The sequence below is a fragment of the Woeseia sp. D3-10 genome (assembly GCF_055809415.1).
Map to the genome: position 1 here is coordinate 1318223 of NZ_JBVVTW010000007.1, position 24117 is coordinate 1342339.

Here is a 24117-nt window from a genome sequence, read left to right on the forward strand (position 1 = left end):
TATAAAATATGACTCAGGCACCCCCGGATCCGCACCTGTCAGCAACCGACCCGGAGCATCTCGTCTGGCAGCTCGACTGGAATCTGCTGCGGACGTTCACCGTCATCGTGCAGGCAGGCGGTATAACCGCTGCGGCGAACAAGCTCAGGCTCAAACAACCCACGGTCAGCAACGCCCTCAGGCGCCTCGAAGAAAGTCTGGGGCAACGCCTGGTTGAGCGCGGACCGCGCGCGTTTCGCGTCACCCGGCAAGGCCAGGCACTTTACCGCGAGAGCGTGGATATATTTGGCAGCGTCAACCGCCTGTCCATTGCCTTGCGCGACATTCCCGACGATGTGCAGGGTAAGGTCAGCATCCACGTGGCCAGCCACGTCGTCTGCCCGCTGGTCGATCAGGCGCTCAGCGAATTTCACGAACGGCACCCGCAAGCCGTCGTATCCGTGTCGGTCAGTGCCAGCACAGCGGCGGTCGAGGCCGTACTGGAAAAGCGTTGTGCCATGGCAATCTGCCTTGCCAACGAACAACACGACAGCCTCGAGTACACGGTGCTCTACCGCGAACACTTTGGCTTTTTCTGCGGCCCGCGGCACCCCTTGTTCGGCAAGACCGGATTGACGATGGCGGACCTGCGGGGCGAGTACAGCGTGTCGTTCGGCGCTGACCAGCTGGATGGCGTGCTAAGGCCAATCGCGCTGTTGCGCGAGCAGGCGGAGTTGCACTCGCATATCAGCGGCGTAAGCAGCAATCTGGAAGAAGTGCGCAGGATGATCATCGCCAATTTGGGCATAGGCCCGCTACCCATCCACGTGGTTGAGCGCGATGTGCGTGACGGTTTGCTGTGGCGCCTGCCACCGTATGACAACCCGCCGGAGGTTCCGATTTTTGTGGTTCGGAATCCAAAGGCAAGATTAAATCGCGCTGAAGAACGCTTCAGCGAAATTCTCCTTGAGAAAGTAGCCGTAACGCCGCTCGACGAACGCACCTACGGCCTGGAATAACAAAGCGGCGGCACACATTGGTCGCCAGAGAATCTGCCATGCAAAAAAATGCACCATCGCATGTCTTTTATCAGACGCGCTTACACAGACCGCGTCTTGACCGGGCCGAAGGCTGCTACCTGTGGGACGTCGACGGCAAACAGTACTTCGACGGCTGCAGCGGCGCGATGGTTTCCAACGTCGGGCACAGCAATCCTCGGGTACTGGAAGCCATGCGCCGGCAGATGGAAAAATCCACGTTCGGCTATCGTCTGCATTTCGAGAACGATGCTGCCGAAGAACTTGCGCGCCGTGTTGCTGAACTGTCGCCGGCACCGCTTGATCGCGTGTTTTACGTTTCTGGCGGTTCCGAGGCTGTTGAGAGTTGTATAAAGATGGCGCGCCAGTACGCCATTGCCCGCGGCGAACCGCAACGCTATCAGGTGATCTCCCGCCACCCCTCGTATCACGGCTCAACGCTCGGTGCGCTGGCTATAACGGGGTACGACACGCTGACAGAACCGTTCGCGCCGATGCTGCGAACGATGCCGAAAATACCGGCACCAACCTGTTACCTAGATCGCGACGATTTGTCCAACGAGGAACGGGGCCTGCGTTACGCCAATATGCTGGCTGACAAGATTGAAGAACTGGGTCCCTCGACCGTCCTGGCCTTTATCGTTGAACCGATCGGCGGCGCCTCAACCGGTGCACTGGTCGCGCCCGACAGTTACCTGCCACGGATTCGCGAAATCTGTGACCAGTACGGCATCCTGCTGATCGCCGATGAAGTCATGACCGGTGCCGGACGTACCGGGGAGTTTCTCGGCTGTGATCACTGGCAAGTGGTGCCTGACATCGCCGCGCTGGCGAAAGGTTTCGGCGCAGGCTACGTACCGCTGGGCGCGATGTTGACGCGCGCGGATATCGTGGATGCGGTACTTGACCACAATGCGTTTCAACACGGCTTCACCTCGGCCGGCAATCCACTGGCCTGCGCAACGGGCCTTGCCGTGGTCAACGAGATCTGCGAACAGGACCTGATAGCAAACACCAGCACGGTCGGCGCCGCACTCAAATCAGCATTAACGGAATTGATGGACGAATTTCCGTTCGTCGGTGATGTCCGCGGCAAAGGCCTGCTGCTCGCTATGGAACTGGTCAAGGATCGCGAAACAATGCAGGTACTCCCGCCCGCCATGAACGCGGCGAACCGGATTGTCGACATTGCCTATGACCGCGGGCTGATTGTGTATGCCCGACGCACCCGTGGCGGCAATAGCGGCGACCACATTATGGTCTGCCCGCCGATGATCACCACCCTGCAACAGGTCGACGAAATTCTGCAAAAGTTGCGCGCAAGTCTGCAGCAGTTCAGCAACGAGCTGTAGCAGCAATGAAAGGTCTCGAACACCCGGTGCTGCATTAGGTGGACACTGGCAAATTCCAGACTACACGTTTTTGTTCAATTGGAGGATGCATGAAAAAGCAGGTCGCTATCGGTTCGTCACTCGCGGTGCTGTGGTTACTCAGCGCCTGCGCATCCACACCTCCAGCACGGGTTGCTGACGCACCTTTTCAACCGAACAGCGGCAATATTCTGCTGCGTTGCGGCTCGCTCATCGACGGTATCAGCGAGCATGCACGCCAACATCAGGACGTGTTGATTCAGGACGGCGTCATTGCAGCAATCGGTACACGACTCGCCACGCCAGCCAATACGAAAGTACTCGAGCTGCCCGATCACACCTGCATGCCAGGTTTGATCGACATGCACACGCACGTGGTCGAATCACAGCAGGACACCAACGACCTGTACGTTTACCTCACTCGCAGCGAGACCGAAACGCTGGACCTTGCGCGTCCGCTTGCGCGAATAACCTTGATGGCCGGCTTTACGACGGTCCGCAATGTCGGCGTTTACTACGGCTGGACCAGCCGCAGTCTGCGCGACGAAATCAATCGTGGCGCAACGATCGGACCGCGCATGGACGTAGCGGGCTTTTACCTGACGATTCCGGGCGGCGGCGGCGACCTGCTGCTGCCGAATCTGGAAGAAAGTGACATCCCTGCTCACCTGCGACTTGGCGTCGCACGCGGTGCTGACGCCTTTCGGCAGAAAGCACTGGATGCTATTGCAGGCGGCGCAGACGTTATCAAAGTCATCGCGTCCGGTGCCGTACTCGCCTACGGCGGCGTGCCGGGTGCACCGGAGATGACGCCGGACGAACTGCGCGCCGTGGTCGAAGTAGCAAAGAAGGCGGGCGTACCGGTCACTGCGCATGCCCACGGCGCTCAGTCCATTAAAGACGCCATCCTCGCGGGCGTGAATACCATCGAACACGCGTCATTGATTGATGATGAAGGCATTCGTCTGGCCATCGAGCACAACGTTGCATTGTCGATGGATGTTTTCAATGGCGACTGGATAGCGACAGAAGGACGTCGCATGCAATGGCCCGAAGAGTTTCTCCGCAAGAACGATGAAACCACCCTGATTCAGAGACAGAATTTCCGCAAGGCACATGCTGCGGGCGTTACTGTCGTATTCGGCTCGGATTCCGGCGTTTACCCGCACGGCATGAACCCGAAGCAGTTTGCCTACATGGTCGAATGGGGCATGAGCCCGATGGAAGCGATTAAGGCCGCCACTTCAGTTGCCGCACGTTACCTCAGGAACGGATCGCGCGTGGGCGCGATCGAACGCGGGCGGCTGGGAGACGTTGTCGCTGTCGCCGGTGACCCCTTGCGTGACATCAACATCATGGAGAACGTAGACACGGTTGTTATGGGTGGCCTGTTGTTCAAGGCGCCTGCGACTGAGTAACTGGCCGGTACCGACGTTGTCCGTCTCATCAGACCGAACGCTCGCGGCCACTTCCCGGTCGCGGACACCGAAGAACCGTTGACGGTGCTTCGCCCTGTTGCTGCCAGGGCCGGAGGGGTACTTGGAATCCGAGTCGCTCTTGGCGCTGTGCGACCTTGGCCGCGCAACAAACTCACAGCCTGGAAAGGCCCGGTGGCCCTCAGTCTGCCGGAGTGGTCGGGTCGGAGGCTGCTCGCGCGGCGCGCCTGATGCTGGTACGTAAACGGGCAACGCTTATTCCGCCGCCGATGCAAACGAGACCAAGAACAAAGTACACGAGCGTTCCGTAACTGTGAGCGTCGATGTAATACACGCCGCCCACAAACAGGACGCCGATCAACACATAGGCCCACGGTAGAGATTCGTACAGGCGGGATGGCAACCACATGGGAAGCAGCCTCCTAGTCAATTCCTGATAGCTGTCCAGCATGCGCTTCCAGCACGGCCCATTCTCTGCCGCACTTCACATTTGTCAATAAAGTCAGACGCTTGAAGACCGACCGGTCGCGCCATACAGAACCGATAGCACGCTGCCATCAAAGTCACGTAAACATTACCTAATGTAATATAAATTTGACATCTCGCCAATGTAATGTTTATCTAACACCTTATCTTTGGCCCAACACCTCACTGGAGCTCACGATGACCGCATTTTCGTCAATATCGCTGATCGTTGCCGCCCTCTGGTTCAGCACGGCCATCGCTGTCGCCGTCTTCATATACCGGCAAAAGGGCGCCCGGCACCTGCGTCCCGAACTCGGGTTTGCGTTGGGTGGCGCCGGACTGCTGGCACTGGCACCTTGCACCTACCTGGCGACACAGTTCATTACCGGCACACCCGTGTTGTTCGGCAGTGTCGTGCAATGCGTGGGCGCAGGACTGCTGTTCTTCGCGGCCGCCCAAGCGCGCAGGAGCCGGCTCAACCCGGAATCGGCAGGCAGCACGCGCTCAATTTCCGAGAAGAGCGCGCTGCTGACACTCGCGGCGGTGCTGCTGGTATTCGCTTTGTACTTCGTGGACACAGTGGGCAGCTCGCCAGAGGGCGCCATAGCTGCCTTCGTCAATGCCGTGATCCTGCTGGTCGTAATTATGGCCGCCGGGCACATCGCCATTGCCCTTTTCCACTCACCGCACGGTGAGCTGGACAACCCTGCCGACGAACGTGACCGCGAGATTTCGAGGCGCAGTCTGCGCAACGCCTACTACGCCCTCGCGGCGGGCTTCTGGTGCATGCCGGTACTGATTGCCTTGCCATTGCCAACGCAACTGGCCCTGCAGTGCTGGTTGCTGCTGCTGGTCATCGCCGAAGTGGTATACCAGGGGTCGATCATCCGTTACTACCGCGCAGGCATTCTCTGATGGCGAAAAAGAAGAGCAATGTCAGCAATCGAGTGCGGGAACTGCGCTTTCAGCATGGCGAAATGACCCAGCAAGAACTCGCCGCTCGCATAGGAGTCGCACGGCAAACCGTTATTGCCATTGAACAGGGAAAGTTTTGCCCGTCACTGGAAAGTGCACTGCGGATGGCGGTAGCTTTCAACACCACCGTCAATGAGATCTTTGCGCTGGATGAAGCGAATACCGGCTGAACGACAGATCAAAGGAAAGCAAAAAAAAAGCCCGCAATCGCGGGCTTTCTTGCGTGTTGTCAGCGCCTGACCGCTAGGCACCCGAGGCCGATTTGCGTGGCACGTCTTTGGCGATGTTGGTCGCCAGCGCGATCATTGACGAAATATCCGCCAGGTTCGCCGGTATCACCAAAGTGTTGCCGGACTTGGCGAGATTGCCGAACTCATCAATATACTGCTGCGCTACACGTAGTTGCATGGCTTCGTGACCGCCATCATCAACCAACGCTGCAGCAACCTGTCGCAGGCCGTCCGCCGTTGCAGTGGCGACGGCCAGAATGGCTGCTGCCTCGCCTTCCGCTTCGTTGATCTGTTGTTGTTTGGCGGCCTCGGATTCTTTAATGACGCGTTGCTTCTCGCCCTCTGCCTTGTTGATTTTCGCATCTCTATCACCTTCGGAATTGAGAATCACTGCGCGCTTCTCACGCTCCGCCCGCATCTGCTTTTCCATTGCGCCCAATACATCCTGCGGTGGATTGATGTTCTTGATCTCGTAGCGCATGACTTTCACGCCCCACGGATCGGATGCCTTATCGAGTTCATCAACGACATTGGAATTAATGGTGCCGCGTTCTTCAAAAGTTCGATCGAGTTCGATCTTGCCGATTTCACTACGCAAGGTTGTTTGGGCCAGTTGCGAAATAGCGAACATGTAGTCGCCAATGCCGTACGACGCCCGCCCTGGATCCAGCACCTGCATGTAAAGCACACCATCAACGCCGACTTGCACGTTGTCGCGCGTAATACAGACTTGTTCTGCAATATCGATAGCCTGTTCTTTCAAAGTATGTCGATAGGCGATGCGCTCCATGAACGGCACGAGAATATGAAAGCCGGCTTTTAAAATGCGGCTGAATTTGCCGAACCGTTCCACAACGTAAGCGTTTTGCTGAGGTACGACCACCGCCGTCTTCGCGATGACGAAAATAACCAGAGCGGCGATAGCAAGTGACACATACAGTGAGTTCATCGCGTTTACCCTTTGATGGAATGGTTACTGCGTTGGAGCAGTATCAGCGCTGACGTACAAGGTCAGCCCCTCGTTGCGCGTGATCATGACGCGGGTGCCAGCCGCAATGGCCGTTGCTCCACTGTTCACAACAGTCCAGTCGGTGCCTCTGAACTGTGTTCGGCCGTGTGCACCGGCAGCCAGTTCAGAATCGATGACGATGTGCTCACCCTCGATACCTTCTTTAAACCCTGGCACGTTACCGCGAATTTTTTCGTACAACTTGCGCCGAAAGGTGAACATCGAACCCAGCGCGAGACCCGCGAAAATCAGCCATTGCACCCATTCGGGCGCCGCCAGTCCCAGCAAACCGAGCACACCCACCAGAGCCGCCGACAGCCCGATAAAAATGAGGTAGAACTGCGCATCGACTGCAAGCATTTCTGCGCCGAACAGAACGGCACCCAGAATCATCCATGCCCACCATGCCATACCCGATCTCCCGGTTTTTTCGTTCTGGAACTATACCTCAGTTGCTACCGCGGACCGCAGGCAACAATCGTTGCCAATCGGTTTCAGCAAAATGCTTATGACGAGTCCTTCGCTGCCTGCAACCAGCGATCAAGATGGCCGGCGAAGGCCTTGCGATCGCTTTGGCTTAGCGCCGGCGGGCCGCCGGTATCGACACCGCTGGCGCGCATCGTGTCCAGAAAATCACGCATGTTCAAACGCCCACGGATGTTCTCCGGGCTGTACATTTCACCGCGGGGATTCAGTGCCTGTGCGCCCTTGTCTATCGCCTCCGACGCCAGTGGAATATCGGCGGTGATCACCAGATCACCGGGCTGCAGGCGCTTGACGATTTCATTGTCCGCCACATCGAAGCCGGAAGGGACTTGCAGCGTACTTATGAATTTTGAGGTCGGCGTTCGGAGCGCGTGATTTGCGACCAGGGTCAGCGCAATCCCGGTGCGATCGGCCGCACGGAACAGAATCTCCTTGATCACGACGGGACAGGCGTCTGCATCTACCCAGATTTTCATTGTGTTGTTTCCATGCCGGCGAAGGGTAACGCAGACTTGCGTCTGTTGTTTCCTGTTCCAGCGATCAGGGCCGCAACGAAAAAAGGCAGAACCTTGCGGTCCTGCCTCTTCGACCTTCATCCCCGAAAGGAATCCGGCAGGTTCGCGCTGCGAGCAGCCCAAACCGATTTTTTCATTTCGCCATTAAAGCGGAACGATGTTCTCAGCCTGCGGACCTTTCTGGCCCTGCGTAACTGTGAACTCAACCTTCTGGCCTTCAGCCAGGGTCTTGAAGCCATCGCCTACGATGGAACGGAAGTGTGCGAACACGTCCGGGCCATTTTCTTGCTCGATGAATCCAAAGCCTTTAGCTTCGTTGAACCATTTAACGGTACCGGTAACGGTAGACATAATGTTTATCCTGTTTTCTAACTAAGTAATGGAGGCCCCAGAGAGAGCCCGTTTGGTTGAAATTTGTCGCTATTACTTATGAAAATCAGGACGATACGACCAGAAAAGGTGAACCGAAATGGTGTGCATAAATAGATGTGACGCTTTTTCAATCTGGCGCGAGTATATAGGGCTTTCGGCACAAGTCCAACTGAAAAAGGCGCTAATTTGCCGAAAAATATAGTTTTTTTGGTCTAAAAAGGCCGGATCAGGCAGTTCGAGAACCACCCCAGTGCCCTGCCAGCCCTCCTCAATGAACGCTGGGGATGGCGGGCGAATTGAGGCTACGGGTGCCTTCCTGTACACAAGCGCACTTGTCAGTGTTCTTGGCAAACGTGCCGTGGCGGATGCGACCAATGGTATCAACCTCACAGGTCATGGTACTGCCCGCCGGGCAATGCAGGGAGGCTTTGCCGGCGTCCTTGTGCATCGGGTCCTGCGCACAAGCCCCCAGGAGCAGCAAGCTTGTGGCCACTGCGATTGTCTGCCAATAGGGCTGTCTGATCATTGTGGCCACCTGCTCATTGATTGTCGGCAGGCCAGTATAGCGGATGGACGCGCCGTCTATCGGGGCGCCCGCCACACAGCCCATATAACGGTTAGTTATTAGCGACTGGCGACGGTACGACCGAGTGACTCAGCTTTCGAGGCTGGCCTCCAGGGTTATCTCGGCATTGAGTACCTTCGATACCGGACAGCCGGATTTGGCATCGGCAGCCGCCTGCTGGAAGGCCGCCTCATCCGCACCGGGCACGACCGCGTTCACCACCAGGTGCACGGCAGTGATGCTGAAGCCACCATCCCCCTGCTCCAGACTCACCGCCGCTGAAGTGTTGATTTGCTTCGCGGTAAAGCCGGCTTTGCCGAGAATCATCGACAACGCCATGGAATAGCAGCCCGCATGGGCCGCCGCGATCAATTCTTCCGGATTGGTGCCCTTGCCGTCTTCAAAGCGGGTGCCGAACGAGTACTGGGTACTGGCAAGAACGCCGCTATCGGTGCTGATGTTGCCCTGCCCAGATTTGAGATCGCCCCGCCATTCTGCTTTCGCATGCCTTTTCATCGCTGCCACCTTATTTCGCTGCGTCGAGGTGCGGCTGCAACCAGGCATCGAGCTGCCCTTGCGATACCGCGCCGGTGTGGGTTGCGACAACTTCACCACCCTTGAACAACATCAAAGTCGGAATAGCACGAATACCGTACTTGAAGGCCGTGGCATTGTTGGAATCGACGTCGATTTTGGCCACTTTCAGCTGCCCGGCGTATTTCTCTGCCGTGGCTTCCACGACCGGCCCTACCGCCTTGCAGGGACCACACCATTCCGCCCAGTAGTCCACGAGTACAGGATGACTCGCCTGCAGGACTTCGGCTTCGAATTGGTCGTCGGAAACATTACTAACGGTACTCATTCATTTCTCCAGGTTTTCAGGCAAATCAGGCCAATGACCGTACATCAGGTCCGGCTCGGTTGTTGGTCGCATTATCTGCTGCCGATTCGGCGGAATTCAATGCAAACCTCGTCGATTGCAATCCTTGCACAGGAAAGTGCCTGAATTCGTTACAGTCTGCATCGCGATGCGCGCCGCAAGTCTCGCTTCAACCAGAAAACGATGCGGCGCGGGAGTATTCAGCTGACGCGGACACAAAAAAAGGGGGCCAAAGGCCCCCTTTCTCACTGACGTGCTCGAACCTAGTCGAAGCTAAGCTTCAGATCCAGGAAGTAGTTGATGCCTAGGTCAGTGTGCATGTCACCGAAGTAGCCGAAGCTTTCGTCTGCCAGTGGTGCGCGTTCGTCAAAGACATTATTGATGCCGAACTGCACTCGTGCACGCGATTCCATGAACGAATCGAAACGGTAATCGGCCGATACGTTCCACGTCGTCATGTTAGGAATGACGTAATAGATCGGATCACCGCTCACCGGGTCTTCAAGGGTCAATGACGTCTGGATGAATTTACCCAGCCGTACCCCGCTGAGTGCCGCACCCCATGCGTTACGCGACCAGCTGACCCGCAACGTGTGCTTGTCTTCGGCATTGCCATCCTGCAGTCGCAGGTCCGCGAAACCGGTTACCGGCACATCCGCCGGCAGATCACCGCTCTGCTGCGCCGCGATCAGTACAGCAGCGTTGCCGCCGGCAACCTGCTCGTACTTGTCCAGGAAGGAAGCAACGTAACGCATGTTGAAGTTGCCAATAGGGGTATCGAACTCGTAGTAAATACCCACGTCATGGCCACGCACGGTGCGCGTATCCAGGTTCGCATAGGTATCGTCGATCTGGGTTACCGCACCGACCGGGCAGATGCCGTTGTCGATATAGAGCTGTGCTTCGGCCGGATCCAGCAACGCCGGGTCTTCACGCAGCACAGCCGGGTTACCGGTGACCGCTGCGCAGTTGGCGGTGCCCTGGCCCAGTCGAATCAGCAGGTCGAGAGCGGTGTGGTTTTCTTCACCGAACAGGCCAATCGTGCGCTCTTTCTCAACTTCCCAGAAGTCCAGCGTAAAGGTCAGGTTTTCAACGGGCTCAACCACAATACCGAAGTTGGTATTGGTCGATTCTTCAGGTTTGAGCTGGCGACTACCTCCTGCCAGGCGCTGCATGCCATAACGGCAATCCAGCGTGTCTTCGTCGGGATCAGCGAAGAAGCAAACGAAGTCGTCGCGTGTATTGGACCGCGCTACATCGCCTTCATTGACCGTAACGAGGTTCGGTACGCGGAAACCCTGTGACCAGGAACCACGCAGCAGTACCTGCTCGATTGGACGCCAACCCACGGCAAATTTACCAACCGTCGTGTCGCCAATGTCGTCAAAGTCTTCGTAGCGAAGGGCGAGCTGTACGTCCAGATTCTCCAGCAAAGGAATCTGCAGTTCACTAAACAACGAGGTCACCGTGCGCTCACCGCGACTGTCAAAAGATGGGCTCGAGTTCAGTACATCGGATACGTTCGGGAACGTGTTTCCGTCAGCGTCGATGAAGTTGATCGTGCCGTCCAGGCGCGGATCTCGGTCATCAACGAATGACTCTTCGCGAAGTTCGACACCGGCGAGGAACGCCGCCGGGCCTGCCGGCATCTCGAACAGGTCGTTCTTAGACACCTTGAAATCAATCATCTTCAGTTCGGTTTCGTTGTCACGGCGAACGGTAATCAAAGTCCGTTCGATGTTCGTGTTAACACGCCCACCGAAAGGGTTGAATGCCGCTGGCGTGGGATCGTTCAACGCTTCCTGCATCAACGTGTTGGAAATGCGGTTATGCGTGATGTCTTCTTTTTCGGCCCGCGACCAGGTAACGGCGGTATCCCAATCCCAGTCTTTCCAGGTACCACGAAAACCTTGCAGGATCCGATAGGTCTTGCCGTCGTTGTCAACAATGCGGGGCACCTGTGCCCAGCGGTAATTGTCGATGATCAGCGTACGACCGGCGTCAGGCAAAGTGCCCGCGCCAATGACGCTGTCCGGTAAGCGGTTGGGCGAACCAACTGCACCGAACGGGTTGTAGTAGTTGTTCGCACCCACCTGCAGGTCGGCAACTGCAGAAAGACCGGTCGACGCATGGCGCAATGTATTGGTGTACGACAGATAAGCGGACACTTCAGTGAAACTCTCAACACCGTTGTCAAAGCTGTGATTAAGAAATGCGTAGACATTAACCCGATCCAAAGCACCATAGAGATCACGGTTTTCATTGTTGCTGTAACGGTAAGTACCTTGCCCGTCTACCGCACCGCATGTGCCATAACCAAGATCCCACTGACAGCGCGAATCGCCGGCCGGGTATGTTTCAAATTCGCCAGCACTGTCCGTAAAGCCTGGCAGGCTGCCGGACGTAAAGTCGTATTGCCCATACTCCGAGTTGATACTGTCGTTGCGGAATGAGGTATTTCCGAACCACGGTGAATTCGTAGGCACCCGATCTCGATAATCGTCATTGAACCAACGCTCTTCGTCCTGTGAGTTGACGCGGTCGCGGCGGTAGTAATCCGCGAATACGCTAAGGTTGGTTGCGTCCCCATTAAAATTCTTGCCCCACTCAAGCGTAATGCGTTGATCATTGCGCGGCATGTGATCATAGCTGGCGAGTCGCGTGCGGATATTGAAGCCCTCAAAATCCGTCTTCAATACGTAGTTCACAACGCCCGCAACGGCGTCCGCGCCATACACGGCCGATGCACCATCACGCAGCACTTCGACCCGCTCAAGACCGAAGACCGGCAGACTTTGCGAGTTAACGGTGTTTACCGGAATAAAACTGCCACCAACGGCCTCCGTTTGATAGCTAGCCGCGTTGACCATACGGCGGCCGTTTAGCAGTACCAATGTATTGCCGGTTCCCAGGTTACGCAGGTTGAAAGCACCAATGTCGCCGCGAGCGGAGTTTACGCCGCCGCTGATGTTTTCCGATTCACTGAAAAAGTTCTGGCCCTGCTCAGCCATGAACTCGAGCAATTGGTCACCCGATTCGACTCCCATTGCTTCAATATCTTCGGACGTGACAACCGAGACAGGCAATGCGCCGGTGATTTTGGCACCCCTGATATGACTGCCGGTTACCACGATCTCTTCGACTTCGTCGTCAGCCTGTTGCGCACCGGCGCCGGCAGCGAAGCCCAGCAATGATATCGCCGTAATGGCTGAGACGATTAAGCAGTGACCGCTTTGTCGGTATTTGTAGCGTTTGTACATGACACCCCCAATGGGTAAATGCGGCCGGGCTGGCCGCTATAGCCAATAATTTTTCGGCGATTTTGCACCGCAAACTTTGCAACGCCTACAAAAATATTCGTCTTACGAAGCGCCAATTCCTGACTTCGGGCAGCGCCACTTGTTGCGTGCCGGCAACATCTGTATCTAACTGTTTTTATTCTATTTTTTGACGCTCCTTCGAGGCCCTAAAGTGCAACTTGAGACAGTTCTCGCAAGGCATTCTTCCGGCATGCCGATTGAGCGCTGCCACGGTAGTTCGTAGACCGCTCAATTTGCGCATCTAAGCATTCTTCCCGCCATTTCCCGGTGGCCCGATAGTCACCACCCGCAGCCGTGGCAAGCGGGAACAGCGCTTCAGTTGAGGGGGACCGGTGGCACTCTTGTTGCTGTGATGCGGAGAGACCCATTGTTATATTGAAACGTGGAGCGAGGAGCTGAAGCGGAGCAGAAAATGAACAAACGGCAGTTTATTAAAATGGCAGCGGCAAGCGGTCTTGGTGCAACTCTGCCGATAGCCGTCACCAAGGCAGCGGCAGGCGACAGTCTTGCGAACATCACTGGAAACGCGCTGGCCATCACCAGCACCGAACGCATGGCGCGAGTCGCCAAAGCGCAACGCCTGATGAAAGCCGCGGGCATCGATGCTTTGCTGCTGGAAGCAGGGTCCGCGCTGATTTACTTCACAGGTATCCATTGGTGGCGCTCCGAACGCTTTACCGGCGCGATCATTCCCGCCGAAGGCGAGATCGCCGTTGTAACGCCCTATTTCGAAGAGCCGTCGATCCGCGAGAGCCTGAGCTTTGGCGATGATGTCCGAACCTGGCATGAACACGAAGACCCGTTCACCCTCGTCGCGGGTATCCTTCGCGATCGCGGCCTGCGCCGCGGCAAAATTGCGATCGAAGAAACCGTCCGTTACTTCATCGCACACGGCGTGCAGCAGGCTGCACCTGACTTCTCCACCGTATCCGGCAATGCAATTACTCGCGGCTGCCGTATGATCAAGTCACCGGCCGAGATTGCCTTGATGCAAGTCGCGAACGACGTAACGCTGGCGGCATACCGTCACGTGCACCGCAATATCGAGGCGGGCATGACGCCGCAACAGGTATCACTGATGATGTCCGACGCAACCCGCGCACTTGGAGGTTCGCCACAGTTTTCCAGTGTGTTGCTGAACGAGTCCAGCGCTTACCCGCACGGCACCGGCCAGCCGCAGACCGTTACCGAAGGCGGGATCGTACTGATGGATTGCGGCTGCTCCGTCCATGACTACGAGTCCGATATCTCCCGTACGTTCGTTTACGGCGAACCAACTGCCAAACAACGCAAGGTCTGGAACACCGTCAAGCAAGGCCAGCAACTGGCGATGGAGACTGCACAAGTAGGGACACCGGCCGGCAAAGTGGACGACGTCGTGCGCAATTACTACGAGAAGCAAGGCTATGGGCCCGGCTACAAGACGCCAGGACTGTCACACCGCCTCGGACACGGCATCGGTATTGACGGCCACGAACCGGTGAATTTTGTACACGGTGAAACGACGCCGCTGGCGGCCGGCATGTGCTTTTCAAACGAACCCGGCATTTATCTGTTCGGTGAATTCGGCGTGCGACTGGAAGATTGCCTGTACATGAGTGACGATGGACCAACGTTGTTTACGGCATTGTCACCATCCATAGATCAACCCTTCGGCGATTGAACGCAACAGGCCAGGTACGCAACTTATTGCCTAGGACTGCGGACCGCCCTTGTCGCTACTGAACAGCCGCATGAACCGCCGCCACATGAGCGCGATGGCCAGCAAGATGTAGACACCGAACTTCTTTAGAACTTCGAGCACGCCCGCAAATACGCCCGTTTTGACAATGAGCTTACCGGTCACGAGAGCGCCAATACCATAGACCGCGAGCTCGTCGACGTTCGGATCGAAATCTGAGTAGCGATGCCCCTCGTTGAACTCCGTCATCAACAGAACGGCATCACGACTCGCATTTATTTCGTCGAGTTGTTTGGTTGCAGCGACAAACGTAAAACTCAGGAAACCGAGGCGACCTAGCGCCCGAATCTCGTAGTTCAGTGTCGAATCATCAACGCCCTCAAAACGCAGCTCCTTCGCCCAGTAGAGCTTTTTGGCCGTCGCGTCATAGTGCGGCGCCTCCGCCCATCCCACCAATTCGACAGGGGAATAGCCGTCAGCAACACGCTCATCGCTGGCGTCCTGCATATCCTCTTGCATGTCGGTAAGCAGCGCATCGAAATCTATATCCGCCGCGTCTTCATCGGCTACATGACCGTCTTCTATATAGGCGATGGTGACTGCCCAGCTCTCGAAATCCAGCGGTGAATAGCGGGCAGGAAGCAACAGGCCCAGGACGATCTGACCGGGCGGATTGCCCCACACATCAACGAGGACAGTTTGCGCATCTTTCGCATCAAGGAAATAGAATTCATCGGGCACCCGCAATGTGGCAAGGCCGTCGGCCAGTACGATCGTGCCGTTCCTGGGTTGCAACGATTCGATTTTGTTCTGCAACGATTCGTACGCCCGCGTTTCTTCCTCGCTGTATTCGCCCGGCTCCTGTGCCACTGCGGTGAACACCAGAGACAGCAGTAATACAGCACTTAAGATTGTTCGCACACTGGACAAAGCGTGGCCCTCAAACGATCAAATTCTTGTGTACGCGAAGTATTGCACAGAACCTGCCCCGCGGATTCCGCCGCATCAGGAGTATGCTGCCTGATTCACCAATGCGCGGCGCACCGCCCAGGATGGATTACGGCTGCTTGCATTCCGCGAGCCTGTCTCTTGTAAACGCCTGCAGCAACAGGCCGGCAAAGTGAGCCGATCGCGCTTAGCAACGCGGCAAGAAAAATGTAGTCAGCTTTGGTGAACCGGCGGTCACGAACAGCGACGCGTAAATACATGGGTGAAAGTATCGCACGAGCTTGCAATCCGCTGGCAAGACTGAGAACCCTGCCGCTAAACATCAATCCCCTGCGGCGAAAACTCCTGGCAGCAAGCATGGCAAGACAGCGACAGTCGATCGCCTGTAAAGTACGGGTCTGCGCCGCTGCCAACCGCATACGCTGGCGCCCCGCACGATCACTGCTTACAGGCTCAAATCAGAAGGAGCAATAAATGTCCCGGACTGCACTATTGATCGGCACCGCGTTGGTCGGCCTGCTCTTCTCGGCGGCACAAGCAATAGCCCGCGATGTCGATATCGAGCGCTTCACCGCCATCGTCGAAGAGGGCAAAGAACTGTGGCAAGTGCCGGGACTGGCCGTCGCATTGATCGAGGACGGCAATGTGATCTTCCAGCGTGGCTTTGGCAAAACGACCGCCGATGGCAGCGTTGTCGACGAGCACACGTTGTTCAGCAATGCCTCCACCACAAAGGCCATGGTCAGTGCCGGTGTACTCATGCTGGTCGACGAAGGCAAACTCACGCTCGATGATCCGGTCATCGATTACCTGCCGGAGCTGCATTTCCACAGAGACGCACAACCCCAGCAGGTCACTATCCGCGATCTGCTCGCCCACCGGACCGGCCTGCCCAGCACGGACTTCTGGACCTTCCGCCAGTTGATGCCACTTGAAGAACAGGTACGCAAGATGCGCCTGGTAGCACCCGCTACTGCGCCACGCACCCGCCTGATTTACCAGAACACGATGTACGAGCTGGCCGGGATGATCATCCAGCGTCTGACCGGACAACGCTGGGACCAGTTTCTGCACAATCGGCTGTGGTCACCACTGGGGATGAACGAGACGTACGGCACACGCGGCCAGATTCCTGAAGGGAAAGCACGGGTCGTCCCGCACGATATCGTCGACGGCAAAGTTCAGCCCATACCGTACGACCTGCCGCCGAACCTCGAAGATGCGGCCGGTTCTGCCTGGTCATCGGTGCACGACATGAGCATCTGGGCGCAGTTCTTGCTGAACGGCGGCATCGCCTCGAACGGCGAACGCATACTCTCCGAAGAAAGCATTGCGGCCATGTTCGAGCCGGCGCAACTGGTCTCCGCTGACGATTATTACTCCAGCGCTGAACTCACCAAGCCGAACTGGCGCAGCTACGCCCTGGGCTGGTATCAGCAGGATTTTCAGGGCCGGAAGATCGACTACCACACCGGCACTCTCGACGGGCTCGTGGCAATTATTGGCCTGGACCGGGCTGAAAAACGCGCGGTCATCGTGCTGCAGAACATGGGCGGCTCGGAACTGCGCCACTCCCTGTTATGGGAAGCAATGGACACCCGTGAAGCAGAGGCCCGGACCGACTGGCTGCACGGCATTGCTGACATTTACGCCGCACGTGACGCTAAACGGGCAGAACGCTGGGCCGAGCTGGAAAAGGCGCGGCTCAAGCGAACCCGTACCAGTGTCGACATGGACGATTACCTCGGCACCTACAGCAACGATGTCCTGGGAGAGATCCGCTTGATGCGCCGCGGTCGCGACCTGATCCTGAAAACCGGCATGTACGAATACGACGTCTCGCACTGGCACCTGGATACGTTCCTCGTGAACTACGTGGCCTGGTCCAGCGGCACGTTTGCTGACTTCGGTATCGACCCGCATGGCAAAGTCGCCACGATGGAGGTCTTTGGCCACACGTTCGAGAAAGTGGCGGAGTAACACCAAGCCGGCAGCGTGACTTGAATCCGCGCGTTGTCGGCCTATATCGGTAAGATAGATTGTTCAGGCAGTGGCAACTGCCCTGTTTTTTGGTTGAGGAGTAAGGCATGGCCGGTGGCTGGGCCCGCGACGGGGCCGTACAAGACCAGATTGACGCAAGCGTCGAAGACGCCGTCAAACGTGCGCGCGACAATCTGCCAAAAGGTGAATCGCGCAAGCAGTGCGAAGAGTGCGATGCCGACATTCCGGAAGCGCGCCGCATCGCCGTGCCCGGCGTACGCCTGTGTATCGGTTGTCAGTCGGAACGCGACCAGCAGCAGAAAGCGGGCGGCTTCAATCGGCGCGGCAGCAAGGACAGTCAGCTCCGCTGAGCCCGGCCCGGGTGAAAAATCAGTGGTTACGTCAGGGGTGGCCGCGTAGCAGCCGAACCCGAAACGACTTTCCTTTCAACTTGCCCTGCGACAACTTTTTCACGGCCTGCGCCGCAACCGAGCGGCGCACGGCGACGAATGAGCGTATGTCGAATATCGAAATCTTACCGACCTGATCACCCGCGATACCGTTGTCGCCCGTTAGAGCACCGAGGATATCGCCCGGCCGGATTTTCTGTTTTTTGCCACCATCGATCAGCAATGACTCCATGGCCGGCTGCGCCGGAGTCTCCTTAAGCACGCTGTCATCGGGCAACGCACCCATGGCGACCTTTGTGCCGGTGAAGTCCTGCAACGCCGATACCTTGTGCGCTTCGCTCGCACTGAACAGCGTGCAGGCCAAACCGCTGCCACCGGCACGACCTGTGCGGCCGATGCGGTGCAAATGAATCTCACTCTCGTGCGCAATACGGTAGTTGATTACAACGTCGAGCGCGTCGATATCGAGTCCGCGCGCCGCAACGTCCGTCGCGACCAGTACGGAAACGCTCTTGTGTGCAAAGCGAACCAGCGTGGAATCGCGATCACGCTGCTCCAGATCACCGTGGATAGCCAACACGCTGAAACCGGCCTGACGCAACGCGCTGGCGACATCGCGTGTCTCAACCTTCGTGTTGCAGAACACCAGGGTTGATTCGGCCTGATTCTCCAGCAACAAGAGACGCAAAGCGCGCAACCGATGCTCGTCATCCTGCACTTCAAAGAACTGCTGGCGTATCGTCGCGTTGTCGTGAGTCTCTTCAACCTTGATATGCACCGGCATCTTCAGGACCCGGCCTGCGATCGACTGAATTTCATCCGGATAGGTCGCACTGAACAGCAGCGTTTGCCGCTTGGCCGGTGTCTGGCCGACGATGTAATCCAGCGAGTCCTGAAATCCCATGTCCAGCATGCGGTCTGCTTCATCCAGTACCAACGTTGTGACTTCAGCCAGATCGAGTGTGGCCTTTCGCAGGTGGTCTTCAATTCGCCCGGGCGTACCAACGACAATATGCGCGCCACTTTCGATGGAGGCCGCCTGAATTCGAAACGGCTTGCCGCCACACACGGTCAGAATTTTGATGTTGGGAATACCGCGCGCGAGTCGGCGTAATTCCACGGCGACCTGATCGGCCAGTTCGCGAGTCGGGCACAGCACCAGTGCTTGCGTACGAAAGTTGCTGCTGTCGAGCGTATTCAGCAAGCCGAGACCAAACGCGGCGGTTTTTCCCGAGCCGGTCTTGGCCTGTCCAATCACGTCCTGCCCGGCCAGTATCGGCGGCAAACTCTGCGACTGGATCGGGGTCGTTTCAAGGTAGCCGAGGCCAGCCAGGTTATCGAGCAGTGCCGGTTTCAGGTCGAGCGTAGAAAAAGTCATGAGAATTGGCACTGAGTGTGGCTGGGGCGGCGTCCGAGTATAGGGACTATGAGCTAAGGCTGACAGTGAATTACCGGGTATTGCGCTGCTTCCCTTCTCCGATAAGCCGAAAAACGCCAGGTACAGCGTCCGGCCGGCAGCCACCGGCATGCGAGCGACGTCTCTCAGCGACGCCCGTCACAGCAAGCGACCAGGAGCATTGCTAGAGTTTGTGCCTGTCGTTGCCGCGAGCCGTTTCATGAAAGGAAAGATTGGACTGTCGTTGTTCGGCTTGCCGTTCTTTGCCGTCGGCCTGTGGATGCTGTGGAGTGTCAGCAGCGCGTTCATGGATTATTGGCAAATGCAGAATTGGCGGAGCGCAGACGCACAATTGCATACGGCCGGTTACCGCACGCAACAAGGTGATGACTCAACTACCTACGAAGCCTACGCCACTTACAGCTACACGATCGATGGCCAAAGCTACAGCGGCTCTCGCGTTGCAATCAGTGGCGGCGCCGACAACATTGGCGACTACCAGACGGACACGGGCAATCGCTTGTCCAGTGCGCTCTCGCAAGGCGCGCCCGTTACCGTGTACGTCAACCCCGACAATCACAGCGAAGCGGTTATTGATCGCGAACTTCGCTGGGGACTGCTGGGATTCAAGTCGATATTCCTGTTCGTGTTCGGCGGCGTTGGTTTGGGTCTGTTGATTTACGCATGGCGAGCACGGCCGGCCAACGTCACACTCGACGAATCGAGCACGCCGTGGTTACAGAACGACGCCTGGCAAACAGCGGAAATCCGCTCGGGATCGAAAGCCACGATGTGGGTAGCTGTCGGTTTCGCTGTGTTCTGGAATCTGATTTCAGCACCACTACCTTTTCTGGTGTACGAGGAAATACTCAACAACGGCAATCCCGCCGCCTGGTTAGGTATCTTGTTCCCCGTCATCGGTATCGGCCTGTTGATCTTCGCCTGCAAACGCGTTGCCGAATGGCGCCGGTTCGGGCTCGCGCCCGTAGTGCTCGATCCATTCCCGGGCTCCATAGGCGGACACGTCGGCGGCACGATCGACCTCAAGTTGCCGTTCAACCCGGAGACGAAATTCGAGCTAACGCTTACCTGTGTCGAGAGTTACATGAGTGGCAGCGGCAAGAATCGCAGCCGCCACGAGAAAGCCGAGTGGCAGGACACCGCATTGGCTCACAGCGAACCCGGCGGACATGGCACTCGAGTGGTCTTTCGATTTGACGTGCCGGCCGGTCTCGAATCGTCCGACGCCAGACGCAATACGGATCGCTACCGCTTGTGGCGCATCAACGTGAACACCGAACTGCCAGGTGCAGACCTGGACCGGGACTACGACATTCCTGTTTATCCAACAGCGACCCAATCCCGCCACTTGTCCGCCATGGCAATTCGAAACGCCAACTCTCATCAGACTAGCCGTGCAGAGCAACGCATTCGTGAACTGTTCAGTTTTGATCAGTACGCGGCCGGCAAACGCCTTTATTTCCCCATGGGCCAGAAATTCGCGGGCGCGCTCGGGGGCATTGTGTTTGGTGCAATCTTCGTGGCCAGCGGCTGGTTTCTTGCCTCTGATGGGGACAGCCCCCTGTTCGGTCTCGTGTTTGGCCTAGTAGGCGGGCTAATAGCGCTGGCTGCAGCCTACATGCTGTTTAGGTCCCTTGAAGTTTTTCAGGATGGCACCGCACTGGTCAGCGTACGACGCGTACTTGGTATTCCTGTAGCCCGAAGACGCATGGAAAAGCAGCTCATCGAGCGTTTGGGCAAGCATTCGTCGATGCAATCGCAGTCCGGCAGCAAACACGTAATTTACTACTCAGTGTATGCACACGATCATGCTGGCGAGAAGCTGCTGCTTGGCGAAGGGTTCAAGGGCCGGAGCGAAGCGAAAGCAGCCATGGACTTCATCACCCGCGAGTTTCAGTTGCCGATCAAACGCCAGGCGAGAGCCGACACCGAATTGCCGCCAACGGATGACAGCAATCTGCTAACCGACAACTATTGATCGCGCCTACTCGTATTCGAGCGCCTGCGCTTTGCCGCCAAACACACGGTAGGAAAAAACCGAATAGGCAATGATCACTGGCAACACTATCGCCGTTCCGACAAACATGAACATCAGTGACTCCGGTGCGCTGGCCGCCTCCCAGATAGTAAGCCGGTCCAGAACCAGGTACGGAAACAAGCTGTAGGCGAGACCGTGAAACGCAAGCAGGAAGATGCCGACAGTTGCGACAAACGGCACCCACTCGCCGTATTGGTTGTTGTCAGCCAGGCGGAGCGGAAGACGCCTTAATGAACGATACAACACGAAGAACATCGCTGCCGTCATGGCCGGTATGGGCCACAGCACCAAGATATTCTCAATACCAAACCACTTTTCGTAGACACGCTGACTAACCAGCGGTGTCGTAACGGACACAGCGGCCACGCCAACGGCCAGCAGCAACAACGCTCGTTGTGCCCAGCTCACGGCTTTCAACTGCAGTGTGCTGATCGTCTTGATGATGAGCCAAGTAGCACCGAGCAGCGTGTAACCCGAGGCAAGGCACAAACCGATAAGGACGGAAAACAAATGGCTCCAGGCCCCGGGGTCAAAACCGGTGACCACGCGTCCGAGCATATAGCCTTGCGCCAGAGAGGTGATGAGCGAGCCTGCGAAAAATGCGTTGTTCCAGGTGTCCTTGTGATTCGCATGCGCTTTGACCCGAAAGTCGAAGGCGACGCCACGCAACGTAATACCCAGCAACATCAACGCGACCGGCAAATACAGCTCGCCGAGAATTATGCCGTGGGCACGCGGAAAGGCGACCAACAATATGCCAACACCGAGCACCAGCCAGGTTTCATTGGCATCCCAGAACGGGCCAATGGACGCGATCATGCGGTCCTTCTGCTTGTCGGTCGCGAACGGAATCAACAATCCAACACCCAGATCGAATCCGTCGAGAATGACGTATGCCAGAATCGACAGCCCCATCACCAGCATGAAGGCCAGTGGCAACCAGCCAGCGGGCTGGGAGAGATCGGGAATCAACTCATGCATGATCAGTCTCCGGCGGCAACGACTCGTGCGTCAGGGGCGAGGTACCGTAAGCACGCGGCGCGGATTTTTTGGTTGTATCGAGTCCGGCTTGTCGCGCAAGGTAAAACACGACCGATACATAGGCGTATATCAGAACGGAATACATGACGACGTAACCGATCAGGGTTGCGCCGATGCTCGCGGCCGGCACGTTTGTAACCGCCTCTTCGGTACGCAGGATGCCGGCAACGAGAAACGGTTGTCGGCCGATCTCGGTTGTATACCAGCCGCTTAGCACGGCAAGCCAGCCTGAGAAAGTCATCCAGATGAGGCCGCGGGTCAATGCCGGACCGGGTTCGCCGCGCCGGAACATCGCGAACGCGCCCAGCCACGACATCAGCAGCATGAGCAAACCCGTGCCAACCATTATCCGGAACGCCCAGAACACCGGGCCGACGGGCGGGTGCGCATCCGGGAACGCGTCAATGCCCTGCACCTCGCCATCAAAATCACGGGTCAATATGTACGACGCAAGCTTGGGCACAGTAACTGCCAGCTTGTTAGTCTCCGTTGCCGCATCGGGAATCGCGAACAACACTAGCGGCGCGCCTTTTTGCGTTTTCCACAAGCCCTCCATCGCGGCGACCTTCGCCGGCTGATGTTCCAGGGTGTTCAAACCGTGCAAATCGCCGATGACGATTTGCAGAGGAGTGAGGATGGCGGCGATATACAAGCCGGTACGCAAAGAGGCTTTAACGGCTGGCGTACGATCCCCGCGCCGCCAGCGATAGGCAGACAAACCCGCCAGCAAAAAGCTCGCAGTAAGAAATGACGCCGTAACGGTGTGTAGAAGCCGGTACCTGAAAGATGGGTTGAAAATCACTTCCCACCAGCTCGTAACATGCGCAGCGCCGTCAATCATTTCGAAACCGCTTGGAGTCTGCATCCACGAGTTCAATGCCAGTATCCAGAACGCCGACACGCTGGTGCCAACCGCCACCAGCGCGGTAGCGATGGTGTGCACCCGATTGCTGACCCTCTTGAAGCCAAACAGCATGATGCCGAGAAACGTAGCTTCGAGGAAAAAGGCGGTGAGCACTTCGTAAGCCAACAACGGGCCCGCAATATTGCCGACCGTTCCCATGTAGCCCGGCCAGTTGGTGCCAAACTGAAAACTCATCGTGATGCCGCTGACCACACCGAGCGCAAAGCTCAGCGCGAAGACTTTCACCCACAAGCGGTAGGCGTTGATCCATTGGGTGTCACCGCTGCGGTCGTACTGAATCTTGAAAAACAGCAGGACCCAGGCGAGCGCGATGGTGATCATGGGAAACAAAATATGGAAACTGATGTTCACCGCGAACTGAATTCGCGACAACAACAACGGATCAAAAGTGCTCACGTTCTGCTCTCCTTAGCACGAATCAGGATGTCGCGGCAGCGGTCTTTCCGGAACGAACGCCCACCAGTTTTTTGACGCCGCCGCCCAGCTTCATCAGCTTGACGACCGTTCCGCGGTCCAGATCACTGAGCTCGTTCATCCAGCCGGTAACCAGTTCCATCAAGTCCAGCATGTCCTGCATGCGGTGCTGCGCGTATTCGTCGCCTGGTTTGACCGAGGTTTCCAGCAGCGCATCGCGCAGCATGCTCATCGTCGGATCGATTTCCCGTTTGCGCCGTTCTTCAACCAGCGTCTGCAGTATTTGCCAGATGTCCTCTGGCGCAGAGAAGTATTCGCGACGATCGCCGGGCAAGTGCCGCAAACGCACGAGACGCCAGGATTGCAGCTCTTTCAGCCCCATGCTGACGTTGGAGCGAGACATGCCGAGCGCCGCGGTAATGTCGTCTGCGTTTAACGGTGATTCACTCACGTACAGCAGCGCGTAAATCTGGCCGACCGTTCGGTTGATACCCCAGCGACTGCCCATTTCGCCGAAATGCAGAATGAAATCTTGCTGGTAGCGGGACGGGGTCATCTTATTTCCTGTAATTTCAAGAATTCCTGAAATTATAAGAATTAACCGCGCCCGTGTCACCCTGCCCG

23 protein-coding genes are annotated in these 24117 nt (G+C 57.1%); 9 read left to right on the forward strand and 14 right to left on the reverse strand.

What is annotated here, in order from left to right:
* The first annotated feature begins 8 nt into the window (after positions 1–8).
* From AC0L8N_RS06695 to AC0L8N_RS06705, 3 genes are all read left to right on the forward strand, one after another.
* Positions 9–998, forward strand: coding sequence for a LysR family transcriptional regulator (locus AC0L8N_RS06695; protein ID WP_473666804.1), 990 nt, complete (start codon positions 9–11; stop codon positions 996–998).
* Positions 999–1036: 38 nt separating this feature from the next.
* Complete coding sequence (locus tag AC0L8N_RS06700; protein WP_473666805.1) at positions 1037–2368, forward strand: aminotransferase family protein; 1332 nt, start codon at positions 1037–1039, stop codon at positions 2366–2368.
* A gap of 89 nt (positions 2369–2457) precedes the next feature.
* Positions 2458–3804 carry a metal-dependent hydrolase family protein gene (locus tag AC0L8N_RS06705; protein WP_473666806.1) on the forward strand — a complete coding sequence of 449 codons (1347 nt, stop codon included), beginning with the start codon at positions 2458–2460 and terminating at the stop codon, positions 3802–3804.
* A gap of 199 nt (positions 3805–4003) precedes the next feature.
* On the opposite strand, the gene AC0L8N_RS06710 is transcribed toward AC0L8N_RS06705, so the two are convergent.
* On the reverse strand, positions 4004–4231 hold the full coding sequence (locus AC0L8N_RS06710; RefSeq protein ID WP_473666807.1) for a hypothetical protein: 228 nt from the start codon (positions 4229–4231) through the stop codon (positions 4004–4006).
* 254 nt (positions 4232–4485) lie between these two features.
* Between AC0L8N_RS06710 and AC0L8N_RS06715 the strand changes: the two genes are divergently transcribed.
* The gene (locus AC0L8N_RS06715; RefSeq protein WP_473666808.1) at positions 4486–5202 is read left to right on the forward strand and encodes a hypothetical protein; all 717 of its coding nucleotides are present in this window, start codon (positions 4486–4488) and stop codon (positions 5200–5202) included.
* The gene (locus AC0L8N_RS06720; protein WP_473666809.1) at positions 5202–5432 is read left to right on the forward strand and encodes a helix-turn-helix transcriptional regulator; all 231 of its coding nucleotides are present in this window, start codon (positions 5202–5204) and stop codon (positions 5430–5432) included. The genes AC0L8N_RS06715 and AC0L8N_RS06720 overlap by 1 nt, the downstream gene beginning before the upstream one ends.
* Positions 5433–5505: 73 nt before the next feature.
* Here the strand turns inward: AC0L8N_RS06720 and AC0L8N_RS06725 are convergent, their stop codons facing one another.
* The 8 genes from AC0L8N_RS06725 to AC0L8N_RS06760 all read right to left on the reverse strand — a co-directional run bounded on the left by AC0L8N_RS06725 (position 5506) and on the right by AC0L8N_RS06760 (position 12579).
* Positions 5506–6441, reverse strand: a complete 936-nt coding sequence (locus AC0L8N_RS06725; protein WP_473666810.1) for an SPFH domain-containing protein — start codon at positions 6439–6441, stop codon at positions 5506–5508.
* A 24-nt stretch (positions 6442–6465) separates the two neighbouring features.
* Complete coding sequence (locus AC0L8N_RS06730) at positions 6466–6912, reverse strand: NfeD family protein (RefSeq protein ID WP_473666811.1); 447 nt, start codon at positions 6910–6912, stop codon at positions 6466–6468.
* A 95-nt stretch (positions 6913–7007) separates the two neighbouring features.
* Positions 7008–7463 carry a YaiI/YqxD family protein gene (locus AC0L8N_RS06735; protein WP_473666813.1) on the reverse strand — a complete coding sequence of 152 codons (456 nt, stop codon included), beginning with the start codon at positions 7461–7463 and terminating at the stop codon, positions 7008–7010.
* A 183-nt stretch (positions 7464–7646) separates the two neighbouring features.
* A complete protein-coding gene (cspE, locus tag AC0L8N_RS06740; RefSeq protein WP_068617857.1) occupies positions 7647–7853 on the reverse strand; it encodes a transcription antiterminator/RNA stability regulator CspE in 207 nt (68 codons plus the stop codon).
* Positions 7854–8142: 289 nt separating this feature from the next.
* The gene (locus tag AC0L8N_RS06745) at positions 8143–8400 is read right to left on the reverse strand and encodes a hypothetical protein (RefSeq protein WP_473666814.1); all 258 of its coding nucleotides are present in this window, start codon (positions 8398–8400) and stop codon (positions 8143–8145) included.
* A 129-nt stretch (positions 8401–8529) separates the two neighbouring features.
* Positions 8530–8955 carry an OsmC family protein gene (locus tag AC0L8N_RS06750; protein WP_473670069.1) on the reverse strand — a complete coding sequence of 142 codons (426 nt, stop codon included), beginning with the start codon at positions 8953–8955 and terminating at the stop codon, positions 8530–8532.
* Between the two features lie 10 nt (positions 8956–8965).
* Positions 8966–9301, reverse strand: coding sequence for a thioredoxin (trxA, locus tag AC0L8N_RS06755; protein ID WP_473666815.1), 336 nt, complete (start codon positions 9299–9301; stop codon positions 8966–8968).
* Positions 9302–9582: 281 nt separating this feature from the next.
* Positions 9583–12579: a TonB-dependent receptor domain-containing protein gene (locus AC0L8N_RS06760; protein ID WP_473666816.1), complete on the reverse strand. Its 2997-nt coding sequence runs from the start codon at positions 12577–12579 to the stop codon at positions 9583–9585.
* 472 nt (positions 12580–13051) lie between these two features.
* On the opposite strand from AC0L8N_RS06760, the gene AC0L8N_RS06765 reads away from it, so the two are divergent.
* Entirely contained in the window at positions 13052–14302 is a 1251-nt protein-coding gene (locus AC0L8N_RS06765) for a M24 family metallopeptidase (RefSeq protein ID WP_473666817.1), read from the forward strand.
* Positions 14303–14332: 30 nt separating this feature from the next.
* Here the strand turns inward: AC0L8N_RS06765 and AC0L8N_RS06770 are convergent, their stop codons facing one another.
* On the reverse strand, positions 14333–15190 hold the full coding sequence (locus AC0L8N_RS06770; RefSeq protein ID WP_473666818.1) for a DUF2167 domain-containing protein: 858 nt from the start codon (positions 15188–15190) through the stop codon (positions 14333–14335).
* Between the two features lie 552 nt (positions 15191–15742).
* Here AC0L8N_RS06770 and AC0L8N_RS06775 point away from each other — a divergent pair.
* Both AC0L8N_RS06775 and AC0L8N_RS06780 read left to right on the forward strand, forming a co-directional pair.
* On the forward strand, positions 15743–17248 hold the full coding sequence (locus tag AC0L8N_RS06775; protein ID WP_473666819.1) for a serine hydrolase: 1506 nt from the start codon (positions 15743–15745) through the stop codon (positions 17246–17248).
* Positions 17249–17355: 107 nt separating this feature from the next.
* Positions 17356–17619 carry a DksA/TraR family C4-type zinc finger protein gene (locus tag AC0L8N_RS06780; protein WP_473666820.1) on the forward strand — a complete coding sequence of 88 codons (264 nt, stop codon included), beginning with the start codon at positions 17356–17358 and terminating at the stop codon, positions 17617–17619.
* A 31-nt stretch (positions 17620–17650) separates the two neighbouring features.
* Here the strand turns inward: AC0L8N_RS06780 and dbpA are convergent, their stop codons facing one another.
* A complete protein-coding gene (dbpA, locus tag AC0L8N_RS06785; protein WP_473666821.1) occupies positions 17651–19036 on the reverse strand; it encodes an ATP-dependent RNA helicase DbpA in 1386 nt (461 codons plus the stop codon).
* A 238-nt stretch (positions 19037–19274) separates the two neighbouring features.
* Between dbpA and AC0L8N_RS06790 the strand changes: the two genes are divergently transcribed.
* A complete protein-coding gene (locus tag AC0L8N_RS06790) occupies positions 19275–21053 on the forward strand; it encodes a DUF3592 domain-containing protein (RefSeq protein ID WP_473666822.1) in 1779 nt (592 codons plus the stop codon).
* A 6-nt stretch (positions 21054–21059) separates the two neighbouring features.
* Here the strand turns inward: AC0L8N_RS06790 and AC0L8N_RS06795 are convergent, their stop codons facing one another.
* From AC0L8N_RS06795 to AC0L8N_RS06805, 3 genes are read right to left on the reverse strand one after another with little or no spacing between them, the layout of a single operon-like run.
* A complete protein-coding gene (locus AC0L8N_RS06795; protein ID WP_473666823.1) occupies positions 21060–22094 on the reverse strand; it encodes a cytochrome d ubiquinol oxidase subunit II in 1035 nt (344 codons plus the stop codon).
* The gene (locus AC0L8N_RS06800; RefSeq protein ID WP_473666824.1) at positions 22087–23475 is read right to left on the reverse strand and encodes a cytochrome ubiquinol oxidase subunit I; all 1389 of its coding nucleotides are present in this window, start codon (positions 23473–23475) and stop codon (positions 22087–22089) included. The genes AC0L8N_RS06795 and AC0L8N_RS06800 overlap by 8 nt, the downstream gene beginning before the upstream one ends.
* Before the next feature lie 22 nt (positions 23476–23497).
* Positions 23498–24049 carry a GbsR/MarR family transcriptional regulator gene (locus AC0L8N_RS06805; RefSeq protein WP_473666825.1) on the reverse strand — a complete coding sequence of 184 codons (552 nt, stop codon included), beginning with the start codon at positions 24047–24049 and terminating at the stop codon, positions 23498–23500.
* Between the last annotated feature and the right edge of the window lie 68 nt (positions 24050–24117).